The sequence below is a fragment of the Streptomyces sp. SID8352 genome (genome assembly GCF_009862265.1).
In the GTDB taxonomy this organism is placed as follows: domain Bacteria; phylum Actinomycetota; class Actinomycetes; order Streptomycetales; family Streptomycetaceae; genus Streptomyces.
Genome location: NZ_WWGX01000006.1, coordinates 21362 through 45278 on the forward strand (window position 1 = coordinate 21362; position 23917 = coordinate 45278).

Consider the following 23917-nt stretch of genomic DNA (forward strand, 5'->3'; position numbering starts at 1 on the left):
GCCGCGGGCAAGTGCAGTGCCCGGACCGGCCCGCGGCCCCGCCCGGGGCGCGCCGTACGGCGGGACCGTCACCGGCCCCCCGTACGCGCGCCCCGGCAGAGCGACGGTTCGTCAGAAGGCCGTCCAGGTGAAGGCGACCTCGTCCCCGGCGACGAGCCCGAACTGGCAGCCGCCGACCGGTGTCGGCGTGCCGTTGACGGAGATGTTCCAGTAGGCGCTGCCCCCACCACTGACGTTCCTGATGGTGTCCACCGAGAAGTCGTCGAAGGACGGGTACCACGTGCCGTCCCAGGTGAAGCCCCTCCGGTGGGCGGCGTCGTCGAGCGCCGCGGTCGGCGTCGGCACGGCACTGGCGTGGGCACCGCCGTTGGTGCCGTCGCACGTGTGGGTGCCGCCGGTCGCGGTGGTGACGTCGTGGCCCCGCGTCCGGATCCTGCCCTTGAACAGGAGCCCGTCCGGCCCCTGCACCGTCAGGGACACTCTGACGGGGGCGTTGGTGCCGGTCGTCGCGGCCGTGGCGGCGCCGTCGGCGTGGGCGACGGCCGTCCCTGAGGACAGGGCCAGACCGAGTACGGCCAAGGCGGCCAGGTGACGGTGGACGGATGTGCGGCGCATGGCGGAGCCTTCCTGATCGGGCGGTCCGCGGCTGCGCCGCCGGGCCGCCGGACCGTGTCCGGGCGGGCGCTGCGGCGCCGCCTGCCGCAGGGCGGGGGCGGGCACCGGGCCGTGGCGGCACGGGGGCTCTCGGCTTCACGCTGCAGACCATGGCAGTGGGAAGCGGTACGGAGCACGTGCCGGGTTCCCCGACTCGCGGCCCGACGGGCCGCACACGGTTGCAGGTCAGCGCCGGATTCCCACCGGCTTCCCCCGGTCACGCGCGTATGCGGTTGTCGTGCCGTACGCGGTGACGCCCTTCGGCGGTCCGCCGAACCTGGCCGACGGGTGCCGAAGTCAGCGCAGTCTAGGGCCTGTTGAGGAGAAGACGCCACAGGCGGCTCCTGTGCGGGGCGGGGTGCCGGGCCCGCTGCCGGGCTCCTTGCCGGGGCCGGCGGTCGCCCCTCGTCCCGGGGGCCGGGCCCCCGGAGCACGGTGCCGGCGGACGCCGCTCCGGACAGTGTTCGTGTGTCGCTGGATTTACTAGGACGCCCGACTATATAGTCGCGGACACAAGGCCCGCGGTGCAGGGAAGCCGGTGTGATTCCGGCACGGTCCCGCCACTGTGACCGGGGAGTACGCCGTCGAGCAGGACGCCACTGACGAGCTGGATGTCGGGAAGGCGGACGGCGCGCGCTGATCCGGGAGTCAGGATACCGGCCGCGGGACGTTCCGTGTTTTCCACGAGGATGGAGCCGACACGCATGGCACCGGTGTGCACCCATGACCCTGGTGAGCCCTCCCTCTGACGAGGCCGCGGCCCCACGCGATCTCGCGCCCCCGGTCTCCGTTTGCCGACCGCGCTCGGACGCCGGACCGGTGCGCCATCCCCGGATCCCTCCTGACGAGAGCAGGCAGTCATGGTCCGTGAGCACGAACGCGCCTCCGTGCGCGAGTTGACGCACTTCGTCGGCGGCAAGCACACCCCGGGAACCTCGGGGGCCTTCGGCGACGTGTACGACCCCAACACCGGCCGGGTCCAGGCCCTGGTACCGCTCGCCGACCGGGCGGAGACCGAGGCGGCGATCACCGACGCCGCTTCGGCGCAGCCGGGCTGGGCGGAGTGGAACCCCCAGCGCCGCGCCCGTGTCCTGCTGGCGTTCCTGCGCCTGGTGGAAGGTGAGAAGGACGCCCTGGCCCGGCTGCTCTCCGCCGAGCACGGCAAGACGGTGGCCGACGCGCACGGCGACATCCAGCGCGGCCTGGAGGTCGTCGAGTTCGCGGCGGGCATCCCGCACCTGCTCAAGGGGGAGTTCACCGACAACGCCGGCACCGGCATCGACGTCCACTCCCTGCGCGCCCCGCTCGGCGTGGTCGCGGGCATCACGCCGTTCAACTTCCCCGCCATGATCCCCCTGTGGAAGGCCGCGCCAGCCCTCGCCTGCGGCAACGCCTTCATCCTCAAGCCGTCGGAACGCGACCCGTCCGTTCCGCTCCGGCTCGCCGAGCTGTTCCTGGAGGCGGGGCTCCCGCCGGGTGTCCTCAACGTCGTCAACGGGGGACGGGAGGCGGTCGACACCCTGCTGGAGGACCCGCGCGTCGCCGCCCTCGGCTTCGTCGGCTCCACCCCCGTCGCCGCGCACGTCTACGCCACCGCCGCCGCCCGCGGCAAGCGCGCCCAGTGCTTCGGCGGTGCCAAGAACCACATGATCGTGATGCCCGACGCCGACCTCGATCAGGCCGCCGACGCCCTGGTCGGCTCCGGGTACGGCTCGGCGGGCGAGCGCTGCATGGCCATCTCGGTCGCCGTCCCCGTCGGTGAGGCGACCGCCGACGCCCTCGTGGCCCGGCTCAAGGAGCGCGTCACCGCGCTGCGTATCGGCCGCAGCGACGACCCCGGGGCCGACTTCGGCCCGATGGTGGGCCCGGAGGCCGTCGAGCGGGTCCGCTCCTATGTGGACCTCGGAGTGCAGGAGGGGGCCGAACTCGTGGTCGACGGCCGCGACTTCACCCTTCCGGGACACGAGGGAGGCTTCTTCGCCGGGGCCAGCCTCTTCGACCGGGTCACCCCCGGCATGCGCATCCACCAGGAGGAGATCTTCGGTCCCGTCCTGTGCGTCGTCCGCGCCGCGGACTACGAGGAGGCCCTGCGCCTGCCCAGCGAGCACGCCTACGGCAACGGCGTGTCCATCTTCACCCGGGACGGGGACACCGCCCGCGACTTCAGCCGACGCGTGACCACCGGCATGGTCGGTGTCAACGTGCCCATCCCGGTGCCCGTCGCCTACCACACCTTCGGTGGCTGGAAGCGCTCCGGCTTCGGCGACCTCAACCAGCACGGCCCGGACGCCATCCGCTTCTACACCCGGACGAAGACGGTCACCTCGCGCTGGCCCGCCGGCCGGCGCGAAGGCGCCAGCTTCACCCTCCCCACGATGGGCTGAGCCACATGACCAGCACTCTGCTCACCGAGGACCAGCAGGCCCTGGTGGAGACCACGTTCGACTTCGCCCAGGACCACCTCGCCCCGCAGGCCCTCGACTGGGACCGCGACAAGCACTTCCCCGTGGACGTGCTGCGCAAGGCGGCCGGTCTCGGCCTCGGCGGCGTCTACGTCCGTGAGGAGTCCGGCGGCTCCGGCCTCGGCCGTGCCGACGGAGTCCTCGTCTTCGAGACGCTCGCCTCCGGCTGCCCGTCCATCGCCGGATACCTCTCCATCCACAACATGGTCGCCTGGATGATCGACAGTTACGGCGACGGCGCCCAGCGCGAACGGTGGTTGCCGCGCCTGTGCGCCATGGAGGACCTCGCCAGCTACTGCCTCACCGAGCCCGGCGCCGGATCGGACGCGGCTGCCCTGACCAGCCGTGCCGTACGGGACGGCGACGACTGGGTGCTCTCCGGCGTCAAGCAGTTCATCTCCGGTGCCGGCGCCTCCCAGCTCTACGTCGTGATGGCCCGCACCGGCGGCGAGGGGCCCGGCGGGATCTCCGCGTTCGTCCTCGACCGGGACGACCCGGGTCTCGGCTTCGGGCCGAACGAACGGAAGATGGGCTGGAACGCCCAGCCCACCCGTCAGGTGGTCATGGACGGTGTCCGCCTGCCCGCCGACCGGCTCCTCGGCCGTGAGGGTGACGGCTTCCGGATCGCCATGAGCGGCCTCAACGGCGGCCGTCTCGGCATCGCCGCCTGCTCCCTGGGCGGCGCCCGCAGCGCCCTCGACCGCAGCCTCGTCCACCTCGCCGACCGCGAGGCGTTCGGCACCCGGCTCCTCGACGCCCAGGCCCTGCGGTTCCGGCTCGCCGACATGGCGACCGAGCTGACCGCCGCCCGCGCCCTGGTCCAGCAGGCCGCGCAGGCACTGGACCGGGGCGATCCGCAGGCGCCGTACCTGTGCGCGATGGCCAAGCGGTTCGCCACCGACACCGGCTACTCGGTCGCCGACCGCGCCCTCCAGCTCCACGGCGGGTACGGCTATCTCAGCGAGTACGGGATCGAGAAGATCGTCCGGGACCTGCGGGTCCACCAGATCCTGGAAGGAACCAACGAGATCATGCGCGTCATCGTGGCCCGCGGTCTGACGGAGGCGTTCGGATGAGCGACGTCCTGTTCCGGACCGGGGGCCGGGCCGCCCACATCGTCCTCAACCGCCCGAGGGCCCTGAACTCCCTCACCCGGGGGATGGTGCTCGCCATCGAGGAGGCGCTCACGGAGTGGGAGAGCGATCCTGCGGTGGAGGTGGTGGTCCTCACCGGGGCGGGGGAGCGGGGCCTGTGCGCGGGCGGCGACATCCGCGCCATCCACGAGGACGCCCGGGACGGCGACGGCAGCGCGACCGCGGCCTTCTGGCGCGACGAGTACCGCCTCAACGCCCGCATCGCCCGCTATCCCAAGCCCTATGTCGCCGTCATGGACGGCATCGTGATGGGCGGCGGCGTCGGCGTCTCCGCCCACGGCGGCGTGCGGATCGTCACCGAACGCTCCCGTGTCGCCATGCCCGAGACCGGCATCGGCTTCGTCCCCGACGTCGGCGGCACCCACCTCCTCGCCCTCGCCCCCGGCGAACTGGGCACCCACCTCGCCCTCACCGGCGCGGCGGTCGGTGCCGCGGACGCCCTGCTCTGCGGACTGGCCGACCACCACGTGCCCTCCGCCTCCCTGACCTCCTTCGTGGAGGACCTCGACCGGCTGCCGGTGCGCGAGGCACTCGGGCGGCACGTCCAGGACCCGCCGCCGGGTGGACTGGCCGCCCGGCGGGACTGGATCGACGCCTGCTTCGCCGCGGACACCGTCGAGGAGATCGTCCACCGGCTCCGCGCCCACGGCGGCACGGCGGCCGAGGAGACCGCCGCGATCCTGCTCACCAAGTCCCCGACCGCGCTCAAGGTGACGCTGGCCGCGCTGCGCCGCGCCCGGCGGCTCGGGCCGCTGGAGCGTGTCCTCGAACAGGAGTACCGCGTCTCCCTCGCCTGTCTCCGCGGCCCCGACCTGATCGAGGGCATCCGGGCCCAGGTCATCGACAAGGACCGGACGCCGCACTGGTCGCCCGCCACCCTGGAGGAGGTCACCGACGCCGACGTGGAGCGGTTCTTCGCCCCGGCCGACGGGCCCGGACCCGTCCCGAACCCCTCGGGAGCCCTGGAGGAGATCGCGTGGTGACCCGGACCGTCGCGTTCGTCGGACTCGGCCACATGGGCGGCCCCATGGCCGCCAACCTGGCCCGGGCGGGCCACCGCGTGCTCGGCCACGACCTCGTCCCCGAAGCGGTGGAGGCCGCCGGCCGGGCCGGGGCCGAACCCGCCGGGTCCGCGACCGCGGCCGTACGGGAGGCGGACGTGGTCATCAGCATGCTCCCCGCCGGACGCCATGTGCTGGACCTCTACGACGAGGCCCTGACCGCCGCCCGCCCCGGCACCCTTTTCGTCGACTGCTCCACCGTCGACGTCGCCGACGCGCGGACGGCCCACGAACGGGCCCGCACCGCCGGGATGCGCTCGCTGGACGCGCCCGTGTCCGGCGGAGTGGTCGGTGCCGAGGCCGCCACCCTGACCTTCATGACGGGCGGTGGCGAAGAGGAGTTCACCGAGGCGCGCCCCCTGCTGGAGGCCATGGGCCGGAGGGCCGTGCACTGCGGCGGGCCGGGCGCCGGGCAGGCCGCCAAGATCTGCAACAACATGATCCTCGGCGTCTCCATGATCGCCGTCAGCGAGGCGTTCGTCCTCGGCGAGAGCCTCGGGCTGTCCCACCAGGCGCTGTACGACGTGGCCTCCACGGCCTCCGGCCAGTGCTGGGCGCTCAGCGTCAACTGCCCCGTCCCCGGGCCCGTTCCGTCCAGCCCCGCCAACCGGGACTACCGGCCGGGCTTCGCCGCCGCGCTGATGGCCAAGGACCTGCGGCTGGCCGTCGGCGCCGCGAAGGCGGGCGGTGTGCACACGGAACTCGGGATCCGGGCAGCGGAGTTGTACGCCGAGTACGCCGAGGGCGCCGGTGGCGCGCGGGACTTCTCGGCCATCGTCGGCACCATCAGGGAACGGAGCGGAGACGCCACATGAGCGATGAGTACGAGACCATCCTGGTCGAACGCAAGGGCCGCACCGCCCTCCTCACCATCGACCGGCCCAAGGCGCTCAACGCGCTGAACCTCCGGGTGATGAACGAGGTCGTCGCCGCCGCCGAGGCCCTCGACCGGGACCCGGACATCGGCTGCCTCGTCATCACCGGCTCGGCGAGGGCCTTCGCGGCCGGTGCCGACATCAAGGAGATGGCACCGCGGGGGTACATGGACATGTACCTCACCGACTGGTTCGCCGCATGGGACCGGCTCGGACAGCTCCGGACGCCCACCGTGGCCGCGGTCGCCGGCCACGCGCTCGGGGGAGGCTGCGAACTGGCCATGCTCTGCGACATCCTGCTCGCCGCCGACACCGCCGTCTTCGGGCAGCCGGAGATCAAGCTCGGGGTGATCCCGGGCATCGGCGGCTCCCAGCGGCTGACCCGGGCCGTCGGCAAGGCCAAGGCCATGGAACTGTGCCTGACCGGGCGCACCATGGACGCCGCCGAGGCCGAGCGGGCCGGACTGGTCTCCCGGATCGTGCCGGCCGGTGAACTCCTCGCGGAGGCGCTGGCGGTCGCCGGGACGGTGGCGGAGATGTCGCTGCCGGTGGCGATGATGGCGAAGGAGGCCGTCAACCGCGCCTTCGAGACCAGCCTCGCCGAGGGGGTCCGCTTCGAACGCCGCCTGTTCCACGCCGTGTTCGCCACGGGCGACCAGAAGGAGGGCATGGCCGCCTTCACCGGCAAGCGGGCGCCGGTCTTCCGGCACCGTTGATCCACCCGGAACGCGGGGCCCCGGGAACCGATCCCGGGGCCGCTCGCGTTCCGGCACGTACGACCGGCGGAACGGGAGGACGGGGTACCGGAATGGCCAGACGTCGGCAGCCGCCGCGCATCACCGTGGAAGGGGTGGAGGCGGTCGCCCTGACCGTGGCGGAGTACGAGCAACTCCTCGCGTGCAGAAGGCAGGTCGGCGGCCAGAGCGCCCGGCTCCGGGCCCTCGGCGACCGGATGCGCCGCACCGAGCGGCTCCTGGAGGACCTGGCGGAACTGGTGGACGGCCCGCCGGACGGCCGTCCGGCACCGCCGGCGCCCGGGGCACCCCCGACGGGCCATGGACGAACCGGCCGCGCGGACGAACCGCCGGACACCGGGGAGGACCCGGAAGGGGAGGCGGCGCGCCTGCGCCGTGCCATCTCCGTGCTACTGCGCAGGCACCGCGTCGAATCCGGCTGATCCGGGCCCCGCCGCCGGCCCCGGACCGCTCTCGACCGGATACGGCACATACGTCCGCCGGTCGGGGTCGACGGCCAGCCGCTCGCCCGCCGGGGGGCGCGCCCGCTGCGCGCAGTCGCGGCGTTCGCAGATCCGGCAGCCCAGCCCGATCGGGGTGGCGGCGCGGGAGTCGTCGAGGGCGATGCCCTCGGCGTAGACGAGCCGGTGGGCGTGGCGCAACTCGCAGCCGAGGGCCACGGCGAACTCGGCGCGCGGGGCGCGGTGGCCGAAGCCGCCCCGGGTGATGGTCCGCGCCACCCAGAAGTACCGCTTGCCGTCCGGCATCTCCGCGACCTGGGTGAGGATCCTGCCGGGCGCGGAGAACGCCTCGTAGACGGTCCAGAGCGGGCAGGTGCCGCCGAGCCGGGAGAAGTGGAAGTCGGTCGCCGACTGCCGCTTGGAGATGTTCCCGGCCCGGTCGACGCGGAGGAAGGAGAAGGGGACTCCGCGCCGCCCGGTCCGCTGGAGGGTGCTGAGGCGGTGGCAGACGGTCTCGAAGCCGACACCGAAGCGGGCCGAGAGCAGCTCGATGTCGTAGCGCACCTCCTCGGCCACCGTGTGGAAGACGGTGTACGGCATGAGGAGGGCGCCCGCGAAGTAGTTCGCCAGGCCGATGCGGGCCAGCGCTGGGGACTCCGGTGAGGTCAGGCCCGCGCTGTCCGCCAGCAGGCCGAGGAGCGGCCCGTGCTCCAGCAGGGCGAGCTGGGTGGCGAGCTGGAAGGCCCGCTGGCCCTCGCGGAGCCAGGGCGACAGGAACAGCAGACCGGTGTCCGGGTCGAGCCTGCGGGCGTCCCCCGAACGCCCGGGAGCCGACCGGACCACCCTGATCCCGTGCTTCTCGCCCAGGTGCGCAACGAGGGCGTCGGAGACGCGGCCCGGACGCAGGCGCATGGCCGCGGCGAGGCGTTCCGCCTCGGTGTCGAGTGGCTCGAAGTGGTTGTGGTGCGTGTAGAAGAAGTCCCGCACCTCGTCGTGCGGCTCGGCGGCGGGCAGCAGCCCGTCGGCGGCTCCGGGCGAACCCAGGGCGGCGGCCCGCTCCACCGTGTCCCGGTAGCGCCGGTGCAGGGCGACCAGGGCGCGCGCCACCTCGGGGTGGTCGCGGGCTGCCTCGGTGATCTCCTCGGAAGCGAGCGGCGCCGCTCCGCACGCCTCGTCCGCGACCGCGGCCCGCAGGTCGGTGGCGAGCCGGTCCTCCTCGGCCTCGGAGAAGAACTCCGCGTCGACCCCGAAGACCTCCGCGATCCGCAGCAGCACCGACGCGGTCAGCGGGCGCCTGCTCTGCTCGATCTGGTTGGCATAGCTCGTGGAGATGGAGAGGGCGCGGGCCATGTCGACCTGGTTCATGCCGTGCTCGCGGCGCAGCCGCCGCAGCTTCGCATGGGCGTAGACCTTGCGGTCTGCTGCTTCTCGGGGCACGGCGCACATCCTTGTCGCAGCCGGGAAGGGAGGCGTTCCGGTGGGGGCCTGTTTGCGAACATAGCATCCGCGGCATTCGCAGAATTCGCAGATTCACAGCTCCCGGATGGCGGGATTCCACAGATTGGAGAGGTGGCCGGACCGGTGCGGAACGGGCACCGTCGATCACGTCAGCACCGGCAAGGACCGTCCGCACCCCGCGAGGAGCCCCGTGATCGAGCACCACGTCCGTGTCCACCCCAGCGCCGACCGGCTTGCGCGCGAGGACCAGCTCGCCTGGAAACTGGCGGACGTCGCCACCGGCACCGGGGAACCGGATCCCGACAGCGCCGCCATGGTCGTCAACCGGGTGATCGACAACGCCGCGGTGGCCGTCGCCTCCCTGCTGCGCCGCCCGGTCGCGGTCGCCCGTGCCCAGGCCGCCGCCCACGGCGCCGCCGCCCACGGCGCCTCGGTCTTCGGCGCGGCGACCCGGGTCTCCCCGGAGTGGGCCGCCTGGGCGAACGGCACGGCCGTGCGCGAGCTGGACTTCCACGACACCTACCTCGCCGCCGACTACTCCCACCCCGGCGACAACATCCCGCCGCTGCTCGCCGTCGCCCAGCACACCGGCCGCACCGGCGCCGACCTGCTGCGCGGGATCACCGCCGCCTACGAGATCCACGTCGCGCTGGTCAGGGGCATCTGCCTGCACGAGCACCGCATCGACCATGTGGCCCACCTCAGCGCCGCCACCGCCGGTGGCCTGGGATCGATGCTGCGGCTGCCCACGGCGACGGTGTACCAGGCGATCCAGCAGGCCGTGCACACCACCACCGCCACCCGGCAGTCCCGCAAGGGCGAGATCTCCAGCTGGAAGGCGTACGCGCCGGCGTTCGCCGGGAAGGCGGCGATCGAAGCCGTCGACCGGGCCATGCGCGGCGAGACATCCCCGTCGCCGGTCTACGAGGGCGAGGACGGCTTCCTCGCCTGGATGCTGAACGGCCCGGGCTCCGACTACACGGTTCCGCTTCCGGCGGCGGGCGAGCCGCGCCGCGCGATCCTCGACACGTATACGAAGGAGCACTCCGCCGAGTACCAGGCGCAGGCGATCATCGACCTGGCCCGGCGGCTGCGGGAGAAGGCCGGTGCGCTGGACAAGGTGCGTTCGATCGTCCTGCACACCAGCCACCACACCCACCATGTCATCGGCTCCGGTGCGAACGATCCGCAGAAGTACGATCCCACCGCCAGCCGGGAGACCCTCGACCACTCGGTGCCGTACATCTTCGCCGTGGCCCTGGAGGACGGGACCTGGCACCACGAGCGCTCCTACGCCCCCGAACGCGCCCGGCGCCCGGAGACCGTCGAGCTCTGGCGGAGGATCACGACGGTCGAGGACCCGGAGTGGACCCGCCGCTACCACGACCCCGACCCGGACCGCCGGGCCTTCGGCGGACGCGCGGTGATCACCCTCGACGACGGCTCCGTCATCGAGGACGAGCTGGCGGTGGCCGATGCCCATCCGGCGGGCGCCCGTCCCTTCGACCGCGCCGGATACGTCGGCAAGTTCCGCACCCTTGCCGAGGGCATCGTCACTGAGTCCGCGCAGGACGCGTTCATGGATACCGCCGCCCGTCTCGCCGAGCTGACCGTCGCCGACCTGGACGGCCTGTTTCCGGCCGTCGACACCGAGGCCGTGGCCGCGTACGACGCGGGCCTGCCGAAGGGACTGTTCTGATGGTGCTGCACACGCGGACCATGCCCGCCGAGCGCCGCCGGACCTTCCGCGAGCAACTGGCCTCCGGCCGTCTGCTGCGCGTCCCCGGCGCGATCAACCCGCTCTCCGCCCGCCTCATCCAGGACACCGGCTTCGACGCGGTCTACTTGTCCGGCGCGGTGCTGGCCGCCGACCTGGGGCTGCCCGACATCGGCCTGACCACGTCCACCGAGATCGCGGCCCGCGCCCAGCAGACCACCCGGGCCACCGACCTGCCCGTCCTCATCGACGCCGACACCGGCTTCGGCGAGCCGATGAACGCGGCCCGCACCGTGCAGCTGATGGAGGACGCCGGCCTGGCCGGCCTGCACCTGGAGGACCAGGTCAACCCCAAGCGCTGCGGCCACCTGGACGGCAAGACCGTCACGCCCCGCGAGGAGATGGTCCGCCGCCTCCGTGCCGCCGTCGACGCCCGCCGGGACCCGGACTTCCTCCTCATGGCCCGCACCGACGCCCGCTCGGTCGAGGGCCTGGACGCGGCGATCGACCGTGCCAAGGCGTACGTCGACGTCGGTGCCGACGCGGTCTTCCCCGAAGCACTCGCCGACGTCTCCGAGTACGAGGCGTTCCGCAAGGCGGTCGACGTGCCGCTGCTCGCGAACCTCACCGAGTTCGGCAAGACCCCGCTGCTGGACGCGGTGACCCTGGAGAACCTCGGCTACAACATCGCCCTCTACCCGGTGACGCTGCTGCGCATCGCCATGGGCGCCATCGAGGACGGACTGCGCACCATCGCCGCGGAGGGCACCCAGGAGTCCCTGCTGCCCCGCATGCAGACCCGCTCCCGCCTGTACGAACTCCTCGGCTACGAGGAGTACTCGGCCTTCGACTCGGCCGTCTTCGACTTCACCCTTCCGCCCGGGAACTGACCCGGTACCTGACCCACGAAGGCAGGCACCCCATGATCACCCCCGCGCCCGCGATCCACCGCGGCCTCACCGGTGTCGTCGTCGACACCACGGAGATCTCCACTGTCATCCAGGAGACCAACTCCCTCACCTACCGGGGCTATCCCGTCCAGGACCTGGCCGCCCGCCGCTCCTTCGAGGAGGTCGCCCACCTCCTCTGGTACGGCGAACTCCCCGACACCGGACAACTCCGCGACTTCCAGGCCCGTGAACGCGCCCTGCGCGCACTGGACCGCACCACGCTGGAACTGCTGGCCCGACTGCCCGAGACCTGCCACCCCATGGACGTGCTCCGCACCGCCGTCAGCTTCTTCGGCGCCGAGGACCCCACCGAGGACGACGGCAGCCCGGCCGCCAACCGCGCCAAGTCCCTCACCCTGCTGGCCAGGCTGCCCACCGTCGTGGCCGCGGACCAGCGCCGCCGCCGGGGCCTGGACCCGATCCCGCCGGACGCCTCTCTCGGGTACGCCGAGAACTTCTTCCACATGTGCTTCGGCAGCGTGCCCGACCCGGACGTGGTCCGCTGCTTCGAGATCTCCCTGACGCTGTACGCCGAACACAGCTTCAACGCCTCGACGTTCACCGCCCGCGTGGTCACCTCCACCCTCTCCGACCTCTACAGCGCCGTCACCGCGGCCATCGGCGCCCTCAAGGGACCGCTGCACGGCGGCGCCAACGAGGCCGTGATGCACATGCTCCTGGAGATCGGCGACCCGGCGCGCGCCGGGGAGTGGCTGGACGAGGCGCTGGCGTCCAAGCGGAAGATCATGGGCTTCGGTCACCGCGTCTACAAGCACGGCGACTCGCGCGTCCCGATCATGCAGGACGCCCTCGACCGGCTCGTGGCCCGCGCCGCCGACCCCGAGGTCACCCGGCTCGCCACCCTGCACGCCGCCCTGCGCCACGCCATGGCCGACCGCAAGGGCATCCACCCCAACCTGGACTACCCGGCCGGCCTCGCCTACCACCTCATGGGCTTCGACATCCCCGTCTTCACCCCGGTCTTCGTGATGAGCCGCATCACCGGCTGGACCGCCCACATCACCGAGCAACTGGCCCACAACGCGCTGATCCGCCCCCTGGCCTCCTACGACGGTCCCGGACAGCGGACGGTGCCGGGCGCCGCGTAGTCCTGCGCCAGACGGCCCGGGCACCCCTTCCGGCCGGACGGCGGCTCACCGCCGTAGAGCCCGTCCGGTCACGTCAGGGCGACGCACCCCCGCTCCTCCAGCCGGGCGAGCAGCGGCAGCGAGGGGTCGGTTCCGTTCCACCGCAGGTCCAGCTTCTCCGGCGAGAGCATCCGGGCGAGCCGGCCGGGCAGGCGGCCCAGGTGGTTGCTCCGCAGGTCGATCCGGTGCAGCAGGGGAAGGTCCGCCGGCGGCTCCGCCGCCTCGGCCAGGGCGTTCTCCCGCAGGTCCGGGTGGCGCAGCTCGCGCGGCCCGGCCACCGGCGCCGGGACGGACCCGATCGCGTTCCCCCGCAGCCGCAGCCGCAGCCGCAGCCGCAGCCGCAGCCGCAGCCGCAGCCGCGGCTCGCGCGGGGTCCGGAGCCCGCCGACGGCATCGGGCAGGGTGGTGAGCCGGTTGTGCCGGGCCCTGAGTTCGACGAGACCGGTCAGCCCGCCGATGGTCTCCGGCAGGGTGGTGAGGGCGGAACCGTCTTCCGTCAGGGGCGCGATCGAACACCCGTTGGTGGAACCGGAGATCGGCGGACCGAACCGAACGATCACCTCAACCCGGCCGGGGGCCGCCCCGCCCCGGTCCGCATGCCGCCCCGCCCGCCGCCGTCGCCCCCGCCGCTCTCGTCATCACCCGTACGGATGTGCCGTGCCGTGGCGGCGGCCCGCGCCCGGGGCGGCCGCATACGCTGCCGGAGGCGGTCGCCGAAGGGCACCGCGGGATCGATCCGGTACGTGAACCAGGAGCAGTGTTATGCGATTTGACGATCACCGCGTGGTCATCACCGCGGCCGGCCGCGACTTCGGCCGCACCCTGGCCCTCCGCTTCGCCGACCTCGGCGCCGAAGTCCTCCTCTCGGCGCGGACCCTCGCCGCCGCGGAACGCGTCCGCGACGAGATCCACGACCGGGGTAACGCCAAGGCCCACGCCTTCGCCTGCGATCTGACCGATCCGGCCTCGATCCGCGCCTTCGCCGACGACGTGGCCGGGCACACCGACCGCGTCGACATCCTGGTCAACAACGGCGCCCGCTACCTCGAAGGACCGGACCTCGGGTCCGCGTCCGACACCGACGTCGTCGACACCATCGCGTCCGGCGCCACCGGAACCGTGCTGACCGTCAAGAACTTCCTTCCCCTGCTGCTCCGTTCGGAGCGGCCGGACGTGGTGACCATGGTCTCCGCCTGCGGGACCGCCAACCACCACCGCTCCGAGGCCCACGACGCCTTCTACGCGGCCAAGAGCGCCCAGGCGGGATTCGTGGAGATCCTCTCCAAGCGCCTGCGGCCCCGGGGAGTGCGGGTGATCTCCCTCTACCCGCCCGACTTCGACAACTGCGATCCGCTCTCCGGGCAGTGGGAGACCACCCCGCGCGGAAGCGAGGACAACCTCACCGCGCAGTCGCTCGTGGATTGCGTCTTCTTCGCCGTCGCCCAGCCCCGCGACTGCTTCATCAAGGCGTTCCACTTCGAGCAGGTGTGACCGGCCCGCGGTGCCCTAGCGCCGCTGGAAATCAACTGACCACCCATCAAATCATGCCCACCCTGCGGCCGATGGGCCGAGAAGACGGCGAGGAGCGGTGAGGGGCGCGGGACGGGGGGCGCGACGGCGGGCGGCGGGCGGGGTCCTAGGAATCTCGGATACCGGCGGCCGTCCGGACGCTGACAAGCTGGGCGCGGCCGACCGGGCGGAGGTGTCCGTCCCCCTCGCGCCGTGTGGGCCATCCGTTCACGCCCCCTGCCGTCTCCTCACCTGGAGATCCCATGCGTTCATCCGTCCGGCGCATCGTCCTCTCGGCCGTGCTCGCCCTGGCGGGCCTGCTGCTGGCGCCCACCGGCGCCCAGGCGGCCGCCGCCCCCTCCTCGGTCCTGTTCAACCAGGCGTCCGAGCGCTGTCCCAACGGCGCCACCTGGGGCTCACTGGACCTGCGCCCCTGCGCTCCCTCCGACAACCCCGTCCAGTGGGTGTTCACGCCCGTCGCGGGCATGCCGAGCGTCTACACCCTCAACTACGCCGCTGACCAGCGTTCCTGCCTGACGAACCACGACGGCCCGACCGGCGCGCAGTGCACGGGCGAGACCAAGCAGATGTGGAAGGTCACCCCCTTCAACGCCACCGGCCAGGCGCCGAAGTACGACATGCTCGGGGTACGGCTGCAGAACATCGCCGACTCCCAGTGCCTGGACAACACCAAGAAGAACTTCGGCGGCTACAAGCTCTACATGTACCCCTGCAACAGCGGCACCTACCAGCAGTGGAACATCTACCGCTCCACCTACGAGGCCCTGTTCGGCGGCGTCGCCACCCACAACGGCATGACCTGGGCCACCCTGGAGCAGCGCCCCGACGACGTCGTGCACGTCGGCTACGACACCAGCAGCGACCCGTACTCCGGCGACAGCCCCGCCTCCTCCGTGCTGCCCGTGCTGTGCATCCGCCAGGACGGCCGCCCCGCCCCGGCGGGAGTGCCCGTCGGCGGCTACCACAGCTGGGCCGGTGGTGAGGTGAGGGCCACCGTCCCCGTTTCCGGGACGCAGCTCTCCAGCCGCGCCGCCGCCGACCAGCTCTGCGCCGGCCACTTCGGCGCCGGGTTCCGCATGGCCGAGTTCCACGACGGCGAGGGCTGGGGCCTCTGGGCCAACGGCACCCTGCCCGCCAACACCCGCTTCTGGACCGCCATCGACGACCAGCGGGCCAACCCCTGGAACTGATCGCACCCGGAGGACCGGGGTGGGCGCCGGGAGCGGTGTCCACCCCGGTCTTCCGGCCATTCTCGGGCGTTTCGTCCGGCCCGGCTCCTGGGCGCCCACCGGAATCCGTAGGCTTGCGGTCCGTGGCCGGACGACGTGACACCGAGCGGGAAGTCCTCGGTTCCATAGCGGAGTTGGCGACCGGCGGGCTGCGTCCGGTCGAGCTGTTCCACGAGCTGCACCGGTTGCTCGCGGGCCCCCTCGGATTCGACGGCGGCTGCTGGCACGGCAACGACCCGGTCACCGGCTTCCCCACCTCCACCGTCTCCGACGGCCTCGACCCCGCCCTCTTCGAACAGGCCGTCCACCTGGAACTGCTGAGCGGGGACACCACCACCTTCACCGCGATCCGCACCGCCGGACATCGCGCCCAGAGCGTCGGCCGCGCCACCGAGGGCCGCCCCGAGCGGAGCGTGCGCTACCGGGAACTGCTCCGTCCCAGCGGCTACGGCGACGAACTGCGGATCAACTTCGACCTCGGCGGCGGCCGGTGGGCGAGCGCCGCCTTCATGCGCGAACGCGCCCGGGGCCGTTTCGACCGGCCCGAACTGCGGCTGGCCGAACGGGTCGCCGCCCCCATCGGCGCCGCTCTGCGCGGCGTCCACCTCGCCGCGCTGCGCCGCGCCCCGGGCACACGGCCCCTGGACGCTCCGGCCGTGGTGGTGCTCGACCGGCACGGACGGCTGCTCCACACCGACGCCGCCGCCCGCGAACTGATCGGCCGGATGGCCGAACCCACCGCCCACACCGGCGGTGTGCCCAGCGGCTTCCTCACCGTCGCCCGTCAGGCCGCGTGGGCCGACGGCCCCGCCGAGGTGCGGGTGCGCACCCCCGACGGGCAGTGGCTCACCCTGCACGCCGCCCCGCTGGAGGGACCCGGCGGGGGCGTCGCCGTCGTCGCCGCACCCGCCTCCCCGGCCCAGCGGCTGCCGCTGGCCATCCTCGCCCACGGACTGTCCCCGCGCGAGCGGCAGGTCGCCCTGCACGCGGTGCGCGGCGCCAGCACCAAGGCCATCGCCGCCCTGCTCCACCTCAGCGTGCCCACCGTCCAGCAGCACGTCACCGCGATCCTCGACAAGACCGGTGTGCGCAACCGCCGCGAACTCGTCGCCCTCCTGATGACGGACCATCTGCCGACCCTGGGCCTCCCCCCGGAGTAGCCGCGGGACGTGTGGCGCCGCGGCCCTCTCCGGCGGGGTGCCCGGGGATGCCGCAGTCCGGGCCGGGTGGACGGCGGACCGCCGAGGTGCCGGCCCGCCCCTCACACCGGTGGGGCGCCCGCTGCCGTGACGGCCGGCACCGCGAGGCCCCGCCGATGCCGGGCGCCCCCGCCCCGGAAGGGATGCCGCCCGGCCACGGCGGGTGCGCGGACCGGCCACGGGCGGTGCGCGCACCCGGAGTCCGGGTTCATTCGCGCCGCGCACCGGACGCCCCGCACCGGACGCCCTGCACCGGACGGCGCGCGGCGGGCGCACCCGGCCCCGCCGGGCCGGGTGATCCGCAGAAGCGGTGGAGGAGGATCAACACCTATGCACGCAAAGGGACTTGAGTATTCGCGTGGCTCCTGCGTCGGCCCAGTTCAGGGCGCTCGTGCAGTCGGGGCGGGAGGTCTCGCCCCCTCCGCATCCCATTAGTCTGGACCTCTTGCCCCGCCCGTGATCGGCGGGCTACGTTTCGCGCTGTTGGGAGTCCTTCACGTTTCCTTCAACTCCCTTGACCTGCAAGGCCGGAAGGAGCATGTCCCCATGCAGCAGCGGAGCCTTTCCAGACGATCCGTCCTCGCCTCGGCGACCGTGGTGGCCGCGGGCGCGACGGGCGTCGTCGGGGTGGCGGCGACCCCCGCGGTCGCGCGGAAGCGCGACGACCGCCTCAAGAAGATCATCTCCAGGATGAGCGTCGAGGCGAAGATCGGCCAGCTGTTCGTCCCGTACTTCTACGGCACGTCGGCGACGTCCCCCAACCAGTTCGACCAGGAGCGCAACCTCGCCGAGCTCGGGGTCCGCACCCTGGCCGAGCTGATCGCCAAGTACCACATCGGCGGCGTCATCTACTTCTCCGGCTGGGCCAACAACATCCAGGACCCGCACCAGATAGCGGACCTGACCAACGGCGTGCAGCGGGCCTCGCTCGCCCTTCCCACCCCCATCCCCTCGCTGATCTCCATCGATCAGGAGCACGGGGCCAACGTCCGCATCGGCAGTGGCGCCACCCAGCTCCCCGGGGCGATGGCGCTCGGCGCCGGCCGCTCGCTCTCCGACGCGCGCGCCGCCGGACGGATATCGGGCACCGAACTCGCCGCCCTGGGCATCCACCAGAACTTCGCCCCGGTCGCCGACGTGAACGTCAACCCGGCCAACCCCATCATCAACGTCCGCTCCTTCGGCGCCGACGCCCGCGATGTCGGCCGCATGGTGGCGGCCCAGGTGACGGGCTACCAGCAGGCCGGCGTGGTGGCCTGCGCCAAGCACTTCCCGGGCCACGGGGACACCGGGGAGGACAGCCACACCGGACTGCCCGTGATCACCCACACCCGCGAGGAGTGGGAGCGCATCGACGCCCCGCCCTTCCGGGCCGCGATCGCCGCGGGCGTCGACTCGATCATGACGGCGCACCTCCAGGTCCCCGCGCTCGACCCCAGCAACGACCCGGCCACCCTCTCGCCCACCATCCTCCAGGGCGTGCTGCGCGGCGAACTCGGCTTCGACGGCGTGATCGTGACCGACGCGCTCAACATGCGGGGCGTGCGCACCAAGTACGGCGACGACCGGGTGCCCGTCCTCGCCCTCAAGGCGGGCGCCGACCAGTTGCTGTTCCCGCCGAACATCGACGTCGCCTACCACGGCGTCCTCGCAGCCGTCCGCGCCGGCGAGATCACCGAGGCCCGGCTCGACGAGTCGGTCCTGCGCATCCTGCGGCTCAAGGACAAGGCCGGCCTGCTCGACGGCAGCCCCTATGTCTCCGCGAAGCAGGTCGACCGGGTCGTCGGCGCCCGCAAGCACCTGAACGAGGCCGCCCGGATCGCCGAGCGCACCACCACCCTGCTCGTCAACCAGCGCGAGACGCTCCCGCTGCGCCGCAAGCAGAAGAAGCTGCTCGTGGTCGGCGCCAGCCCGGCCTTCCCGACCGACAGCACCCGCACCACCGTGCCCGAACTGGCCAGGGCCTTCGACGAGCTGGGCTACAGCACCACCCGGCTCGCCACCGGCCGGACGCCCGACGCTGCGGCGATCGACGCGGCCGTGGCCGCCGCGCGCGGACGGGACGCGGTGGTCGTCACCACCGACAACGTCAACGCCACCAGCGCCCAGCGCACCCTGGTGGCCCGACTCCTCGCCACCGGTGTCCCCGTCATCCACCTCGCGGTGCGCAACCCCTACGACATCGCCCACCTCCCCGGTGTCCGGGCCTCCCTGGTCTCCTACTGCTGGACCGAGGTCGAACTGCGCGCCGCGGCCCGGGTGATCGCCGGCCGGGTCGAGCCGCGCGGCAAGCTGCCCGTTCCGATCCAGCGGGCCGACGATCCGGCCAAGGTCCTCTTCCGGGCCGGGCACGGCCTGTCGTACTGCGACTGACGCCCGCGCCCGCCCGCGCCCCCGGCCCCGGTGCCTCCCGCAGGGGAGCACCGGGGCCGTCCGGTCGCGGCGGGCGCCCCTCCGGACGGGCACCCCTTCCGGGCGGCGGTCGGCGAGCAGCGGTCGGCGACGGGCGTCGTGGGCCGGGCCGGGCCGTTGAACCCGACGAGCGGGCGGGACGGCGGGGCCGGGGCACCTCGCGGGACCCGGTGCCGCGCCGCCCCCGCCGGACGAAGGGTGACACCGGGGAGTCGCTCCGCCGCCGTCACAGCCCCTGCCTCCGGTCGCCCCGATCCGGTGACCGCGGCCTCCGGCAGCACCTCCCGCACGGGCCGTTCCCTCGTCCCCGGAATAAACCTCCACACGCTCGACTTCCTTCTTTCCGGTGATTCGGGAGGGCCGGACGGGTGAAGCGGGCGCACCGGTCCAAGAATGCTGCCGTGACCCGTCCCACCGGCGCACCGCCGCCGACCTATCCCGTTCTGCTGGGGGGTGTTCCCGTGCCCGGCGAGGGCTGGGTCCACTGGCCCCGCGGCAGCGCCCTGCTCCAGGACACCTACGACGTGCTCGCGCTCAAGGCACGCCTCGACCACGGCCGCGCCGTCCCCGGCGACGGGACCGACCCCCGTCTCGCCGGGAGGGTCGCCCGCTCCACGCCCGAGCAGGTCACCGCCGCCCTCGCCGAGGCCCGCGCCGCCCAGCCGGTCTGGGCCGGGGTGCCGCTGGAGAGACGGCTCGACTTCGTCCTCGCCGTCCACCGGCGGCTGCGCGAGCGGGCCGACGACTTCACCGGCGTCCTCGTCGCCGAGGGGCATCCCTTACGGGTCGCGGAGTGGGCCCTGTCGGCCGCCCTCGCCCTCACCCACCCCGACACCGTCGACCACGCCCGCCCGCTCCTGCGCTGGGAGGGCGAACGGTCCGGCCGCCGCATACGCCTCGTGCGCAAGCCGGACGGCGTCGTCTGCCTCGACCCGGCGCGCAACGCCCCCCTGCTCACCGCCCTCGCGGCCGTCCCCACCCTGGCCGCGGGCAACGCGGTCGTCCTCAACGCCCCGCCCTCCGTACCGCTCGGCACCGTCCATGTCTTCCACACGGTGATCGCCCCGCTCCTCGCGGAGCACGGGGCACCGCCCGGCACCCTCAGCGTCCTGTGCGCCCCGGCCCGGCCCGTGCTGCGCGCCTGGCTCGCCTCGCCCGACTGCGACGACGTCTTCTTCTTCGGCGGCTCCCGGGAGGGCGCCGAACTCACCCGGTCCTGCATCGACCACGGCAAGAAGCCGATCATGGAGATGGCCGGCAACGACGCCCTCGTCGTCTGGCGGGACGCCGACCTGCCCCGTGCCGTCGACGCGGCGCTGGAGCGCTACCACGGCTCCGGGCAGCTCTGCTTCGCCCCCAAGTTCGCCCTGGTCCACCCGGCGGCTGCCGACGAGTTCACCCGTCTGCTGCACGAGCGGGTCGCGGCGCTCAGGGTGGGGCCGCCCGAGGACCCGGACGTGGTGCTCACCCCCGTGGTCAAGCGGTCCCAGTGCCAGGACGTCCTCGACGACGCCCTCGCGCACGGGGCCGAGCTGCTCTGCGGCGGCGAACCGGTCGACGTGCACGGCGCCCCGTCGCGCCGGGGCCCCTTCGTCCGACCGGTGCTGCTGCGCGTGCGCGGCCTGGACGCGGCGGCACGGATGCGGGCCGTCGCCGAGGAGACCTTCTTCCCCCTGATGTGCGTGATCGTGCCGGAGGAGACCCCCGAGGGGCCGTACGCGGACGGCGAACTGCTGGACACCGTCCTCTCCTTTGTCAACGCCAACCCCTACGGGCTGCGCAACTCCCTCTGGGCCCGCGACCCGCAGGTGATCGACCGGTTCGCGGACGAGGTGACCAACGGGGGAGTCCTCAAGGTCAACGACAGCCACATCGGCACCCTCCCCGTGCTGCCCATCATCGGCGGCACCGGGCTCACCGGCGGCGTCTTCGGCGAGGCCAACATTCCCTTCCTCCGGACCACCCGGCTCCAGGGCATCAGCATCGGCACCGGGCGGCCGGACCACTTCGACCACCTCGCCACCGCCGGGCCGCCGCGCCACCCGTGAGCCCGGCCCCCGCGCGAGCGCCCCCGGCGCCGCGTCCGCGTTCCCCCCTCCCACCGCGCCGTCGCGGCACCGCGACGCCCGAAGAAAGGCACACCATGACCACGCTGTCCGGCACCGACCTGCTGCACCACAAGATCGACGTCTGCTTCCACCACTTCGACACCGACGACAACGGCTCGGTCGACCGGGAGGACCTGCTCACCCTCGGCTCCCTCCTGCTGTCCCGCTTCGGCGAGCCCGCCACCTCCCCGAAGGGCACCGCCCTGATGGACGGCATGGCCCGCTTCTGGGACGCCCTCGTGGCCGTCGCCGACGAGAACGGCGACGGGGTGCTCTCCCGCGAGGAGTACCGGACATGTATGACCGGGGCCTTCGTCACCTCGCCCGACGGCTTCGAGAACTCCCTCCGGCCCCTGGCCGAGGCGGTCGTCGGACTCCTCGACACCGACGGTGACGGCGAGGTCGACGAGCGGGAGTTCCAGGCGTGGCAGGACGTCTTCCGCACCGCGCCGGAGGACCGGGCCGTTGCCTTCCGCAAGCTCGACGCCGACGGCAGCGGAAAGCTCACCGTCGACGAACTCCTCACCGCCGTACGCGAGTTCTACGTCAGTCCGGACCCCGACGCGGCGGGCAACTGGCTTTACGGCCCCGTCGCCTGATCCAACGCGCCACCCGGCGCGGAGCACCCCGTCCCCGGCCCGCGCCCGGCCACCCCGGGGGCGCCACCGTCCGGCCCGGCCACGTTCCCGCGTGGCCGGGCCCGACGCGGTCCGCCGCACCGGAGCCCGCCCGGGTCAGCTCGCCGCCCCGGGCGGGTGGAGGCGCCCGTCGCGGACCTCGGCGATCCGGTCGGCGGTGGTGAGATGGACGCGGTCGTGCGTGACCAGGACGGTGGCCATGGCCCGCTGACGGGTGAGACGGGTCAGCAGGGCGACGACGGCGGCGCCGCGTTCGTGGTCCAGGGCGCTGGTGGGCTCGTCGACCAGGAGCACCGTGGGGCCGTTCATCAGGGCACGGGCGATGCCGACGCGCTGGCGCTGGCCGCCGGAGAGCTGGTGGGGGCGGCGGTGCGCCAGGTCCGCGAGCCCGACCGCGTCCAGCAGCTCACCCGCGCGGGCCCGCGCCGTCCGGGGGGCGCGGCCGTCGATCCGGGCCATCACCTGGAGCTGCTCCGCGGCCGTCAGGGAGGGCAGCAGGTTGGGCTGCTGGAAGACGATGCCGATCCTGCGGCGGCGCAGGGTTGACAGCTCACCGCGGGACATGCCGGTGGTGCGCACGCCGTCGACGGTGACGGTGCCGGAGTCCGGGGCCACCAGGGTGGCGGCGACCGCCAGCAGGCTGGACTTGCCGGAGCCGGAGGGCCCGACCACGGCGGTCAGGGTGCCCTTCGGGACCTCCAGACTGACCCGGTCGAGGGCGGTCAGCCGGGAGTCCCCGTCGGGGTAGGTGAGGGTGACATCGGTCAGGTCGAGGCTCATCGGACGCTCCCCAGGGCGGTCAGCGGGTCGACGGCGGTGATCCGGCGGACGGCCAGCGCCGCTCCGAGCACGCCGAGCAGGATCATCACCGCGGCCGGGACGAGAACGGTGGCGGGTGTGAGGAGGAACGGCACGGCGGAGCCGGACACCAGGGCGCCGAGGGCCGCGGCGAGCCCGGTGCCGATCAGCGTGCCGCCCACCAGCAGGACGGCGGCCTGGCCCAGGGCGTCCCGCATCAGGGTCCCGGTCGAGGCGCCCAGGGCCTTGAGGACGGCGACGTCACCGGCGCGCTGGATGGTCCACACGGTGAAGAAGGCCCCGATGACCAGGGCGGAGATGGCGAACAGGAAGCCGCGCATCAGTTGCAGGGAGCCGTTCTCCGAGGTGTAGGAGCCGATCGCGGACAGCGAGTCCCCGACGGTCACCGTTCGCGTGCCGGCCCGCCGGTCGGTCCCGGCCACATCCGTGCCGGAGGCCGTGGTCAGGGCGATGACCGTGGCGGTGGCACCGCCGCCACCGGCACCCTCGGAGACGGCGTCACCGGCCCCCGCGGCGGTGCCCCCGGCGGCGCCGCCCGCGGCGCCCGGCGCCGCGGCGCGCCCGTTCACATCCGGGCCCGTGCCACCGCCCCCGGGCGCACCGGCGCCCCCGCCCGGCCCCCCGTCGCCGCCGGTGCCCGGGGCCGTGGCCGTCGATGCGTCCGGACCGGACGGGGGTGCGATCCGCCGCCAGAGGTCCAGCCCCGTCCACACCACCGGGGTGTGGCTGAAGTACGCGTCGCCCCGCACCGCGGCCACCGTGAGCCGGTGCCCCGCCAGCGTGAACGCGTCACCCGGGCGCACACCCAGTTCGTCGGCGGCCGGGGCGGACAGCACCGCGGCGCCACCACCCAGCAGGGCGCCCTCCGGGGCCAGGCGGGAGCCGGGCCGGACACCGAAGACCGAGACCCCGCCGCTCCGGTCCCCGGCGGCGGCCCTGGTCATGGTGATCCCCAGCGGCTCGGCGCTCTCCACCCCGGGCGCCCCGGCCCACTGGCGCCACTGCCGCTCGGTCACCGCGGAGTCGGCGTACGACAGGCCGCCCCCGCCGCCGGGCGCACCGAAGGCGATCAGATCGGCGGGGAGCCCGGTGATCGCCGAGGTGTTCTCCCGGCCCAGCCCGGCCGTCAGCCCGGACAGCAGCCCGACCAGCAGCGTGATCAGCACGATCACGCTTCCCATCAGGCCGAAGCGCCCCTTGGCGAACTTCAGGTCTCTCCAGGCGACGAACACGGCCCGGCCCGTCCTCTCCCTCGGCGAACGTTACGGCTCCACCCTCGCCGCCGGACCCGCTCGGCCGCGTCCGGCA

Annotated in this window: 20 protein-coding genes and 2 riboswitches; of the genes, 15 read left to right on the forward strand and 5 right to left on the reverse strand. The window is 73.5% G+C overall.

Features of this window, described 5'->3' with window-relative positions; all coding sequences use genetic code 11:
- Positions 1-111 precede the first annotated feature (111 nt).
- On the reverse strand, positions 112-615 hold the full coding sequence (locus GTY84_RS01315) for a DUF4430 domain-containing protein (RefSeq protein ID WP_161224143.1): 504 nt from the start codon (positions 613-615) through the stop codon (positions 112-114).
- Positions 616-796: 181 nt separating this feature from the next.
- Positions 797-868, reverse strand: a riboswitch (cobalamin riboswitch).
- A 276-nt stretch (positions 869-1144) separates the two neighbouring features.
- A riboswitch (cobalamin riboswitch) is annotated at positions 1145-1334 on the forward strand.
- A 180-nt stretch (positions 1335-1514) separates the two neighbouring features.
- On the opposite strand from GTY84_RS01315, the gene GTY84_RS01320 reads away from it, so the two are divergent.
- The 6 genes from GTY84_RS01320 (at position 1515) to GTY84_RS33300 (ending at position 7383) form a co-directional block, all read left to right on the forward strand.
- On the forward strand, positions 1515-3038 hold the full coding sequence (locus tag GTY84_RS01320; RefSeq protein WP_161224144.1) for a CoA-acylating methylmalonate-semialdehyde dehydrogenase: 1524 nt from the start codon (positions 1515-1517) through the stop codon (positions 3036-3038).
- 5 nt (positions 3039-3043) lie between these two features.
- Entirely contained in the window at positions 3044-4192 is a 1149-nt protein-coding gene (locus GTY84_RS01325) for an acyl-CoA dehydrogenase family protein (protein ID WP_161224145.1), read from the forward strand.
- Positions 4189-5253 carry an enoyl-CoA hydratase/isomerase family protein gene (locus tag GTY84_RS01330; protein ID WP_161224146.1) on the forward strand — a complete coding sequence of 355 codons (1065 nt, stop codon included), beginning with the start codon at positions 4189-4191 and terminating at the stop codon, positions 5251-5253. The genes GTY84_RS01325 and GTY84_RS01330 overlap by 4 nt, the downstream gene beginning before the upstream one ends.
- Positions 5250-6146, forward strand: a complete 897-nt coding sequence (gene mmsB / locus GTY84_RS01335) for a 3-hydroxyisobutyrate dehydrogenase (protein WP_161224446.1) — start codon at positions 5250-5252, stop codon at positions 6144-6146. The genes GTY84_RS01330 and mmsB overlap by 4 nt, the downstream gene beginning before the upstream one ends.
- Complete coding sequence (locus GTY84_RS01340) at positions 6143-6922, forward strand: enoyl-CoA hydratase (RefSeq protein WP_161224147.1); 780 nt, start codon at positions 6143-6145, stop codon at positions 6920-6922. Before mmsB ends, GTY84_RS01340 begins: the two co-directional genes overlap by 4 nt.
- A 92-nt stretch (positions 6923-7014) precedes the next feature.
- The gene (locus GTY84_RS33300; protein WP_237531961.1) at positions 7015-7383 is read left to right on the forward strand and encodes a hypothetical protein; all 369 of its coding nucleotides are present in this window, start codon (positions 7015-7017) and stop codon (positions 7381-7383) included.
- On the opposite strand, the gene GTY84_RS01345 is transcribed toward GTY84_RS33300, so the two are convergent.
- A complete protein-coding gene (locus GTY84_RS01345; protein ID WP_161224148.1) occupies positions 7351-8838 on the reverse strand; it encodes a helix-turn-helix transcriptional regulator in 1488 nt (495 codons plus the stop codon). The genes GTY84_RS33300 and GTY84_RS01345 overlap by 33 nt on opposite strands.
- A 211-nt stretch (positions 8839-9049) precedes the next feature.
- On the opposite strand from GTY84_RS01345, the gene GTY84_RS01350 reads away from it, so the two are divergent.
- The 3 genes from GTY84_RS01350 to GTY84_RS01360 are packed head-to-tail and all read left to right on the forward strand — an operon-like array spanning position 9050 to position 12635.
- Positions 9050-10558, forward strand: a complete 1509-nt coding sequence (locus tag GTY84_RS01350; RefSeq protein ID WP_161224149.1) for an MmgE/PrpD family protein — start codon at positions 9050-9052, stop codon at positions 10556-10558.
- A gap of 2 nt (positions 10559-10560) precedes the next feature.
- The gene (gene prpB, locus GTY84_RS01355; protein ID WP_161224447.1) at positions 10561-11466 is read left to right on the forward strand and encodes a methylisocitrate lyase; all 906 of its coding nucleotides are present in this window, start codon (positions 10561-10563) and stop codon (positions 11464-11466) included.
- A gap of 32 nt (positions 11467-11498) precedes the next feature.
- Entirely contained in the window at positions 11499-12635 is a 1137-nt protein-coding gene (locus GTY84_RS01360) for a bifunctional 2-methylcitrate synthase/citrate synthase (RefSeq protein ID WP_161224150.1), read from the forward strand.
- A gap of 68 nt (positions 12636-12703) precedes the next feature.
- Here the strand turns inward: GTY84_RS01360 and GTY84_RS01365 are convergent, their stop codons facing one another.
- Positions 12704-13234: a hypothetical protein gene (locus GTY84_RS01365; protein ID WP_161224151.1), complete on the reverse strand. Its 531-nt coding sequence runs from the start codon at positions 13232-13234 to the stop codon at positions 12704-12706.
- Positions 13235-13436: 202 nt separating this feature from the next.
- On the opposite strand from GTY84_RS01365, the gene GTY84_RS01370 reads away from it, so the two are divergent.
- The 6 genes from GTY84_RS01370 to GTY84_RS01395 all read left to right on the forward strand — a co-directional run bounded on the left by GTY84_RS01370 (position 13437) and on the right by GTY84_RS01395 (position 21751).
- Positions 13437-14165: an SDR family oxidoreductase gene (locus GTY84_RS01370; protein WP_161224152.1), complete on the forward strand. Its 729-nt coding sequence runs from the start codon at positions 13437-13439 to the stop codon at positions 14163-14165.
- A 281-nt stretch (positions 14166-14446) separates the two neighbouring features.
- Positions 14447-15394, forward strand: a complete 948-nt coding sequence (locus GTY84_RS01375; RefSeq protein WP_161224153.1) for a ricin-type beta-trefoil lectin domain protein — start codon at positions 14447-14449, stop codon at positions 15392-15394.
- A 122-nt stretch (positions 15395-15516) separates the two neighbouring features.
- Complete coding sequence (locus tag GTY84_RS34830) at positions 15517-16593, forward strand: helix-turn-helix transcriptional regulator (protein WP_161224154.1); 1077 nt, start codon at positions 15517-15519, stop codon at positions 16591-16593.
- Positions 16594-17178: 585 nt separating this feature from the next.
- Positions 17179-19005 carry a glycoside hydrolase family 3 protein gene (locus GTY84_RS01385; protein WP_161224155.1) on the forward strand — a complete coding sequence of 609 codons (1827 nt, stop codon included), beginning with the start codon at positions 17179-17181 and terminating at the stop codon, positions 19003-19005.
- Between the two features lie 440 nt (positions 19006-19445).
- The gene (locus tag GTY84_RS01390; RefSeq protein ID WP_345943301.1) at positions 19446-21092 is read left to right on the forward strand and encodes an aldehyde dehydrogenase family protein; all 1647 of its coding nucleotides are present in this window, start codon (positions 19446-19448) and stop codon (positions 21090-21092) included.
- A gap of 95 nt (positions 21093-21187) precedes the next feature.
- Positions 21188-21751 (forward strand): EF-hand domain-containing protein, encoded by a 564-nt coding sequence (locus GTY84_RS01395; RefSeq protein WP_161224156.1) that lies wholly within the window; start codon positions 21188-21190, stop codon positions 21749-21751.
- Between the two features lie 135 nt (positions 21752-21886).
- On the opposite strand, the gene GTY84_RS01400 is transcribed toward GTY84_RS01395, so the two are convergent.
- Positions 21887-22570, reverse strand: coding sequence for an ABC transporter ATP-binding protein (locus GTY84_RS01400; RefSeq protein WP_161224157.1), 684 nt, complete (start codon positions 22568-22570; stop codon positions 21887-21889).
- Entirely contained in the window at positions 22567-23841 is a 1275-nt protein-coding gene (locus GTY84_RS01405) for an ABC transporter permease (RefSeq protein ID WP_161224158.1), read from the reverse strand. Before GTY84_RS01405 ends, GTY84_RS01400 begins: the two co-directional genes overlap by 4 nt.
- Positions 23842-23917: the final 76 nt, after the last annotated feature.

Excerpts from the sequence above, each read along its gene's own strand:
- GTY84_RS01375 (WP_161224153.1), top strand. The coding sequence starts at position 14,447 with ATGCGTTCATCCGTCCGGCGCATCGTCCTCTCGGCCGTGCTCGCCCTG.
- GTY84_RS33300 (WP_237531961.1), top strand. The coding sequence starts at position 7,015 with ATGGCCAGACGTCGGCAGCCGCCGCGCATCACCGTGGAAGGGGTGGAG.
- GTY84_RS01370 (WP_161224152.1), top strand. The coding sequence starts at position 13,437 with ATGCGATTTGACGATCACCGCGTGGTCATCACCGCGGCCGGCCGCGAC.
- GTY84_RS01360 (WP_161224150.1), top strand. The coding sequence starts at position 11,499 with ATGATCACCCCCGCGCCCGCGATCCACCGCGGCCTCACCGGTGTCGTC.
- GTY84_RS01340 (WP_161224147.1), top strand. The coding sequence starts at position 6,143 with ATGAGCGATGAGTACGAGACCATCCTGGTCGAACGCAAGGGCCGCACC.
- GTY84_RS01320 (WP_161224144.1), top strand. The coding sequence starts at position 1,515 with ATGGTCCGTGAGCACGAACGCGCCTCCGTGCGCGAGTTGACGCACTTC.
- GTY84_RS01315 (WP_161224143.1), bottom strand. The coding sequence starts at position 615 with ATGCGCCGCACATCCGTCCACCGTCACCTGGCCGCCTTGGCCGTACTC.
- GTY84_RS01395 (WP_161224156.1), top strand. The coding sequence starts at position 21,188 with ATGACCACGCTGTCCGGCACCGACCTGCTGCACCACAAGATCGACGTC.
- GTY84_RS01385 (WP_161224155.1), top strand. The coding sequence starts at position 17,179 with ATGCAGCAGCGGAGCCTTTCCAGACGATCCGTCCTCGCCTCGGCGACC.
- GTY84_RS01400 (WP_161224157.1), bottom strand. The coding sequence starts at position 22,570 with ATGAGCCTCGACCTGACCGATGTCACCCTCACCTACCCCGACGGGGAC.
- GTY84_RS01330 (WP_161224146.1), top strand. The coding sequence starts at position 4,189 with ATGAGCGACGTCCTGTTCCGGACCGGGGGCCGGGCCGCCCACATCGTC.
- GTY84_RS01325 (WP_161224145.1), top strand. The coding sequence starts at position 3,044 with ATGACCAGCACTCTGCTCACCGAGGACCAGCAGGCCCTGGTGGAGACC.